Here is a 7,244-nt window from a genome sequence, read left to right on the forward strand (position 1 = left end):
AATTATGAAAGAAATGGAAAAATTTACGGATCAGCAAATAGCGGACTATTTGGGTCAACTAGACGGATGGGAATATGTGGATGGTGCCATAGAAACCACTTTTGAATTTAAAAATTTTAAAGAAGCATTTTCTGTAATGACAAGAATTGCATTTGAATGCGAATCCCAAGGTCATCACCCAGATTGGAGCAATGTGTACAACACCTTAAATATTCGTTTAAACACTCATGATGCCAACGGCGTTACTGAAAAAGATTTTGTTCTAGCAAGAACAATTGAAGACATAATAGAGAGTGAATTTTAATAACCGATACAAATAGCTGAAAATGGCATTCATGAAATTCATTTTATGATTTCTGAACATTGACCGTTTTTGTACATTTGTTAAAAATTATATACCATGGGAAGAGCTTTTGAGTTTAGAAAAGCACGTAAAATGAAAAGATGGTCAGCAATGTCCAAAGCGTTTACACGTATAGGCAAAGATATTGTAATGGCCGTAAAAGAAGGCGGACCAGATCCAGATTCCAATTCAAGACTAAGAGCAGTTATACAAAATGCCAAATCGGTCAACATGCCAAAGGACAATGTTGAGCGTGCAATAAAGAGAGCAAGTGACAAAAGTCTTGGAGATTACAAAGAAGTTCTTTTTGAAGGTTATGCCCCTCATGGAATAGCTGTTTTAGTAGAAACTGCTACCGACAATAATACTAGAACTGTCGCCAATGTTAGAAGTTACTTTAACAAATGTAACGGTAATCTAGGCACATCAGGTTCTGTTGAATTCATGTTTGATCATACTTGCAACTTTCGCATTCCAGCGGAAGGTATTGACCCAGAAGAATTGGAACTGGAATTGATCGATTTTGGTGCAGAAGAGGTATTTGTTGATGATGACGGAATATTAATTTACGGACCTTTTGAGAGTTTTGGCGCTCTACAGAAAGAATTGGAAAACCGTGAAATAGAAATTTTATCTTCAGGCTTTGAACGTATACCACAAGTGACAAAAGCACTTAACGAAGAAGAAACTGCAGATGTTGAAAAGCTGCTAGAAAAATTAGAAGAAGATGATGACGTGCAAAATGTTTATCACTCTATGCAAGAATAAACTTTACATTTTTTATAAAAAAAGGAGACCTATTTGGTCTCCTTTTTTTTTGTTTGTAAGATTTGAATTTAAAAAAATACAAAAATGAATTCATCAATACTTCCCCTCTACCCCTTCAAAGAAAGCATGATATTTTTTGAAGTCGGCTTCTTTATCTTCTGTTGGGATAAGAGGTTCCGATAATTTTATTTCTTTTTTGCCGTAGTCAAACGCTACTAATACAATAGGTACATTGGCGGTTTTAGCAATGTAGTAGAAACCTGTTTTCCATTTTTCTACTTTTTTTCTGGTACCTTCCGGCGATAGCGCTAATCTGAACCTTTTTCGTTCACTGAATATCTCCGCTGTAGCTTTTACGGTATCATTGGTTTTAGTACGATCTATTGGTGCACCACCTGTCCATCGAAAAAACCAACCAAAAGGAGGTTTGAATAAACTCTTCTTGCCAACAAAATTAATTTCTTCTTGCCAGACTGCACGAATTAACAATCCTAAGAGGAAATCCCACCAACTGGTATGCGGCACTACGATAGCCACAAATTTATCAAGATGGGAAGGAAAGGCTCCGTTCAATTTCCATCCTAAAATTTTAAAATATATAAAATTTGCTAATTGTTGCATATAATATGATTGCAGATTCCCCTAATTGAGAAATACTACTAAATAAATAATTGAAATAAACTATATTTTTTGATAAATAGCTTTAAGCTTTTCGGGGGTAATTGTGGACTTCCAGTCCTCACCTAAGGCATTTTCCCATAGCGGTTCCATACCCATAGCAACGGTAATCATGGTGTCCATTTCGCCGTCTGACAGGTTTGCGCAAATTCCTTTTGGCAATTCTATATCATGCTTTTTGAGCATCTTATTAAATAATAATACTCCTTCTGGATAAAACTCCTCTAAATATTGAAAAACAAGACAATTGCCTATGCCATGTTTTACACCTAAAACGTAACCTAGACCATAACTCATGGCATGTGCTACACCCACCTGTGAATAGGCTATGCTCATACCACCATGCCAAGATGCCATCATTAGCTTCTCTCTACTATCCGATTCTTCCAATTCTTCTAAAAAAACCTCTTTACAAAGTTCTAACGATTTCTCGCCATAACTTTGGCTAAAGGCATTTAAAAATGTTCCATTTAGCGATTCTATACAATGTATAAAACAATCCATACCAGTATAAAACCATTGTTCTTTTGATACTCCTTTGGTTAAATCTGGATCTAACAAGACCTGATCAAAAGTGGTATAGTCCGAGTTTATCCCTAATTTTTTTTCGGGACCCATTAAGACCGTTGTCCTTGAGACTTCTGCTCCTGTGCCGCTTATAGTTGGTATACCTACGTGATAGATAGCTTGTTTATTTACCAAATCCCATCCTTGGTAATCTGATGCACTACCTTTGTTGGTAAGCATGATAGCAACCGCTTTTGCCAAGTCTAGCAAAGTACCGCCACCGATGCCGATAATACCTGATGGCATTTCAGTATACTTGTCCCGTATCATTTTTACAAGAGCGTCCACTTGTTCTGTTTTTGGCTCTTCCTCGGCAGATATCAATACAATTTGGTCACAAAAGATATTTGGTATTCTATTTATAAGGTCTGCGTTTTCAAAAACATCATCGACCAAATAAATCATGGGTGCTTCTGAGTGTTTTCTCTTTGGCATCAAAATATCACCTAGGGTATCAAAACTTCCTTTGCCATAGACCACCCTGGGTACCATAGGAAAGTTACGGAACTCTTGTGTAGCCTTAGTGGGTATATTTTCTTTCGCCATCTTTTTATTCACCTCCATAGTCATTAAACATGCTTCAAAATATCTACCAATGAACTCATGGTAGTATATCCTTTATTCTCTACCACACCTGTAACCTCTTCATGCTGCCATGTTGTATGAAAAGGAACATGAACTGCTCGCGCTCCTATTTGCACTAAAGGCAAAACATCAGATTTTAATGAATTTCCTATCATTAAAAACTCGCTTGGCTTTATTTGTAAATATTCTAACAAATCACTGTAATTCTTTTCCTTTTTATCGCTCAACACTTCTACATGATGAAAATATTGGGACAAACCTGATCGTTCCAATTTTCTTTCTTGATCTAAAAGATCTCCTTTTGTCAAGACAATTAACCGGTATTTATCCTTTAAACTTTTTAATACATCTTCCACCCCATCCAATAATTCTACAGGCTGCGTTATCATTTCCTTCCCCAGCTCTAAAAGCGCTCCGATAGTTTTTGATGAAATCTGATTATTTGAAAGTTCTAAAGCACATTCTATCATAGATAGCATAAAGCCTTTTATGCCATATCCATATAGATCTAAATTCTTTATTTCTGTTCTAAAAAGCTCTTGATCAATTTTATTCTTGGTTTCATACTTCTCCAATAAATTGGCAAACTTATCTTCAGTATCTCTAAAATAGGTCTCATTTACCCATAAGGTATCATCTGCATCAAAACCGATAACATTTATTCCTTCAAAATCTATTTCCATGCTGCTTGGGCTTTCTTTAGGTCTTCAGGAGTATCAATTTCTATGCCCTGAACATTGGTTTCTACCATTTTAATCTTCTTGCCATATTCCAAATAACGTATTGCTTCAATTTTCTCGGTCGCTTCTAATTGTAACATGGGCAATCGCTGAAAATCCATTAAGGCACTTTTTCTAAAAGCGTAAATACCTTTGTGCTTATAATATATGGTCTGATCACTTTTTGCTCTTGGGTAAGGTATGGGCGACCTTGAAAAATACAATGCAAAGTCTCTATTATCAACTATAACTTTCACGGTATTCGGATTATTTATTTCTTCTTCATCCGTTATCTTGACCATTAGAGAAGCCAAATCTATTTTTTTGTGAATATCATCTTCAAAAACCTTCATTACACCTTCCAAACTCTCTCTATCTGTAAATGGTTCATCACCTTGCACATTAACTATAATATCCACATCCATTTGCATCACCGCTTCCGCAATGCGATCACTACCACAATCATGCTCTTTTTGACTCATAATAGCCAAGCCGCCCGCATTAGTAATAGTATCATAGATTACATCGCTGTCCGTAACTACATAAACTTCATCAAACAATTTGGTGTGTACCGCAGCTTGGTATGTTCTTAAAATGACCGGTTTACCAGCTAGATCTTGCATTAATTTTGCAGGAAATCTAGATGCCGCATAACGGGCAGGTATCATTGCTATTTTCTTCAACTACTTTTATTTTATGTTTTTGCCTTTGGTCGTAAGCTTCTGTATATCCTAAAAATGACAACTAAGATGATAATGACCAAAACTGCCGCTAAGATAGGTGCAAATATTGACGCGACCGATACCACTGCAGCAGTACCTGTCTCTACCGTAGTAATTACAGGATTTGCCAAACCGCCTGTTGTGGCAGTAGATGCCAACCTACCTGTTGCACCTGCTCCTTTTATGGCAGTGGCAGTACCGCCACCAGCTATAATGGCCAAGGACCAAGTTATTACCGGATCTAAATCCGCCACCGTTGAAACCATTACCGCTGTACCCGCAATTGCTGCCAAAGGCACTGCAATACTATCCAATAAATTATCGAACCAAGGAATGAAATAGGCGAATATTTCTAAAAATGTAGCTACACCCAAAGTCAATACGGCCACAACACTTCCTATCCATTGCCAATTGTCATTTAGTTCCCATACTCCAAAATAAGAAGCCAAGCTCAAAGCGAACAATGGCAAAAACACCCTAAAACCTACAGATGCCGCTAGACCTACCCCTAAAAATATACTTAATACCGTATCTGTTGTCATATTATATGTACCGTTTGCTAAACATTTTTTCCTGCATCAATAATCACTAAAATAACCTTTTCTTAATCAAGAAAAAAATCGTCCTTAAAACCAATAAGATACAACTTGCTCTTGGCCCTGGTCACCGCGGTATACAACCAACGCAGATATTCTTTATCTATACCATTGGGCAAATATGGTTGTTCCACAAAAACGGTATTCCACTGCCCTCCTTGAGATTTATGACAGGTAATGGCATAAGAGAACTTCACCTGTAACCCATTAAAATATTTGTTATTCTTTACACCCAAAAATTTCTTATACTTAGAACTTTCATGCGCAAAATCTTTCATTACTTCTTGATACAACCTATTACCATCTTCATAAGACAATGAAGGCGATTCTGCCGTAATAGTATCAAGTAACAAAACGGTTTCAAATGGTGCCATATTCGGATAATCGACCATTTTAACTTTGACCTCCGCAAACTTAAAAGTGTAAATTTCCTTAATATCATATATTTCAAGAACCTCTATGATATCTCCGTTCGCTATAAATCCAGCCTCAGAACTTGGTTTCAACCAATAATAGTTATTCTTGACCACCATCATAAAATCGCCTACGGCAATATCGTTTTCAAGAAATAAAATTCGTTCCCTAATATTTTGATTATAAAGATTTGCCCGTTTATTGGAGCGGACGATAAATGCAGTTTCTTCTTTTCCGTTTTCAGAATATGAGCTATCAATGGCTTCTTGAATCTCATTACCGTCTATTAATCTTACTATATCGGTAAACGGATCAACATCAAATTTAAAGTCTTCAAAAAATTCACTTTGCAACTGCTCCCTTAATAACGTAGCATTTGCCAGAATTCCTGAATCGCCAGCTTGCCTTACTACTTCATTTAATTCTAAACGAACCACTTCTTTACTATAATTTAAAGAAAGTTTATCACCGTCCAGAGCAGGACTCAATACCAAATGCACCGGAGGTAATTGTGCAGTATCGCCTATTAACAACAACTTACATTTGTGACCAGAATACACGAACATCATTAAATCATCTAATAAAGATCCGTTTTCAAATAATTTAGAATCGGCAGCGGTATCCGGTATCATTGATGCCTCATCAACAATGAACAAAGTGTCCCTATGCTTATTAGGTGCCATAACAAACTGCACCCCACCACCGCTCTGCTTCTTTGGAAAATATATTTTTCTATGGATGGTAAATGCCTGTGTTTTTGAATAATTTGACATCACTTTTGCCGCTCTACCAGTTGGTGCCATAAGCACAGCTTTCTTTTGAACCTTCCATAAACTATTAACCAAAGTACCTATTAAAGTAGTTTTACCAGTACCTGCGTAACCTTTTAATAAAAAAACTTCATCTTTGACCGTTGAAAGGGTAAACTCCGCCAATTTTTGCAAAGCCACTGATTGTGTGGAAGTTGGTGTATGAGGAAATTTGTTTTCTAGTATACTATAGAATGATGCGGGTGTTGTTGGTTTCATGTGCCTTCAAAGATAAAGATGATTTTTAGCCTAAAAACTTTTACGATTAAAAAAAAATTGTAGATTTGTGAAGACCACTAAATAAAAATAACACATACGAAATGAAGACCATTATACAAATTGTACTTTGGATTGGATGTATCGCTTTAGGATACTTTATTTACAACTCCATTACTGGACCAATCAAATTTAAAGAAGTAAAAATAGAGCGTTATTCGCAGGTTATTGCCAAATTGAAAGATATTAAAAACTCTCAAGAAGCTTATAAAACCGTAAACGGTAAATACGCCAATGACTTCAATAGTCTTATTCGTTTTATCGACACTGGTAAATATGTTATTACACAACAAAGAGATTCTTCTTTTATGGAGTTTGATAAAGCTTACGGTATAGATATGCTGAAAGAAGTTAAGATCATTGATACTTTAGGGACAGTTTCTGTAAAAGATTCACTTTTTAAAGCGGATACCAGATACAAAACCTTAATGGATGTACCTACCGCAGCAAATGGTGAGAAATTTACGATGAAAGCTGGTTTTGTTGAAAAGAGTGGCTACAAAGCTCCTGTTTTTGAAGCAAAAGTGGACAAAGATGTTGTTCTTTATGATCAGCCAAAAGATTTGTTATCTCGTGAAAAAGCTGCATTAAGTGTAGAAGAAGTAAATGGACCATCAATTTACGTAGGTTCTTTAGACGAAGTTAGTACAAGCGGTAACTGGCCTTCCATATATGACAAAAAAGTTAAACAATAGTAGCTTAAACATAGCGGATAAAAATTTTAAAAAATTGTCCATTCAGGTTAGCTTGAATGGACTTTCTTTTTG

At 36.1% G+C, this 7,244-nt stretch carries 9 protein-coding genes; 3 read left to right on the top strand and 6 right to left on the bottom strand.

The window, feature by feature from the left end; genetic code table 11:
• Positions 1–13: 13 nt before the first annotated feature.
• Positions 14–304, top strand: coding sequence for a 4a-hydroxytetrahydrobiopterin dehydratase (locus QZ657_RS14985; RefSeq protein WP_291967919.1), 291 nt, complete (start codon positions 14–16; stop codon positions 302–304).
• A gap of 96 nt (positions 305–400) precedes the next feature.
• The gene (locus tag QZ657_RS14990; RefSeq protein ID WP_291967907.1) at positions 401–1,111 is read left to right on the top strand and encodes a YebC/PmpR family DNA-binding transcriptional regulator; all 711 of its coding nucleotides are present in this window, start codon (positions 401–403) and stop codon (positions 1,109–1,111) included.
• A 93-nt stretch (positions 1,112–1,204) separates the two neighbouring features.
• On the opposite strand, the gene QZ657_RS14995 is transcribed toward QZ657_RS14990, so the two are convergent.
• The 6 genes from QZ657_RS14995 to QZ657_RS15020 all read right to left on the bottom strand — a co-directional run bounded on the left by QZ657_RS14995 (position 1,205) and on the right by QZ657_RS15020 (position 6,420).
• On the bottom strand, positions 1,205–1,732 hold the full coding sequence (locus QZ657_RS14995; RefSeq protein WP_291967908.1) for a 1-acyl-sn-glycerol-3-phosphate acyltransferase: 528 nt from the start codon (positions 1,730–1,732) through the stop codon (positions 1,205–1,207).
• Positions 1,733–1,792: 60 nt separating this feature from the next.
• Positions 1,793–2,902, bottom strand: coding sequence for an iron-containing alcohol dehydrogenase family protein (locus QZ657_RS15000; RefSeq protein ID WP_291967910.1), 1,110 nt, complete (start codon positions 2,900–2,902; stop codon positions 1,793–1,795).
• Positions 2,903–2,925: 23 nt separating this feature from the next.
• Entirely contained in the window at positions 2,926–3,624 is a 699-nt protein-coding gene (locus QZ657_RS15005; RefSeq protein ID WP_291967912.1) for an HAD family hydrolase, read from the bottom strand.
• A complete protein-coding gene (gene kdsB, locus QZ657_RS15010) occupies positions 3,615–4,328 on the bottom strand; it encodes a 3-deoxy-manno-octulosonate cytidylyltransferase (protein ID WP_291967921.1) in 714 nt (237 codons plus the stop codon). Before kdsB ends, QZ657_RS15005 begins: the two co-directional genes overlap by 10 nt.
• Positions 4,329–4,354: 26 nt before the next feature.
• Complete coding sequence (locus QZ657_RS15015) at positions 4,355–4,924, bottom strand: DUF4126 domain-containing protein (RefSeq protein WP_291963502.1); 570 nt, start codon at positions 4,922–4,924, stop codon at positions 4,355–4,357.
• Between the two features lie 62 nt (positions 4,925–4,986).
• Complete coding sequence (locus QZ657_RS15020) at positions 4,987–6,420, bottom strand: ATP-dependent DNA helicase (protein WP_291967915.1); 1,434 nt, start codon at positions 6,418–6,420, stop codon at positions 4,987–4,989.
• A gap of 101 nt (positions 6,421–6,521) precedes the next feature.
• Here QZ657_RS15020 and QZ657_RS15025 point away from each other — a divergent pair, with 101 nt between their 5' ends.
• Positions 6,522–7,172: a hypothetical protein gene (locus QZ657_RS15025; protein WP_276472721.1), complete on the top strand. Its 651-nt coding sequence runs from the start codon at positions 6,522–6,524 to the stop codon at positions 7,170–7,172.
• Positions 7,173–7,244: the final 72 nt, after the last annotated feature.

This window comes from Maribacter sp. (genome assembly GCA_020629415.1).
GTDB classification, from domain to species: Bacteria; Bacteroidota; Bacteroidia; order Flavobacteriales; family Flavobacteriaceae; genus Maribacter; species Maribacter huludaoensis.

Coding starts and splice junctions, on each gene's coding strand:
- QZ657_RS14985 (WP_291967919.1), top strand. CDS start 14: ATGGAAAAATTTACGGATCAGCAAATAGCGGACTATTTGGGTCAACTA.
- QZ657_RS14990 (WP_291967907.1), top strand. CDS start 401: ATGGGAAGAGCTTTTGAGTTTAGAAAAGCACGTAAAATGAAAAGATGG.
- QZ657_RS14995 (WP_291967908.1), bottom strand. CDS start 1,732: ATGCAACAATTAGCAAATTTTATATATTTTAAAATTTTAGGATGGAAA.
- QZ657_RS15000 (WP_291967910.1), bottom strand. CDS start 2,902: ATGGCGAAAGAAAATATACCCACTAAGGCTACACAAGAGTTCCGTAAC.
- QZ657_RS15005 (WP_291967912.1), bottom strand. CDS start 3,624: ATGGAAATAGATTTTGAAGGAATAAATGTTATCGGTTTTGATGCAGAT.
- kdsB (WP_291967921.1), bottom strand. CDS start 4,328: ATGATACCTGCCCGTTATGCGGCATCTAGATTTCCTGCAAAATTAATG.
- QZ657_RS15015 (WP_291963502.1), bottom strand. CDS start 4,924: ATGACAACAGATACGGTATTAAGTATATTTTTAGGGGTAGGTCTAGCG.
- QZ657_RS15020 (WP_291967915.1), bottom strand. CDS start 6,420: ATGAAACCAACAACACCCGCATCATTCTATAGTATACTAGAAAACAAA.
- QZ657_RS15025 (WP_276472721.1), top strand. CDS start 6,522: ATGAAGACCATTATACAAATTGTACTTTGGATTGGATGTATCGCTTTA.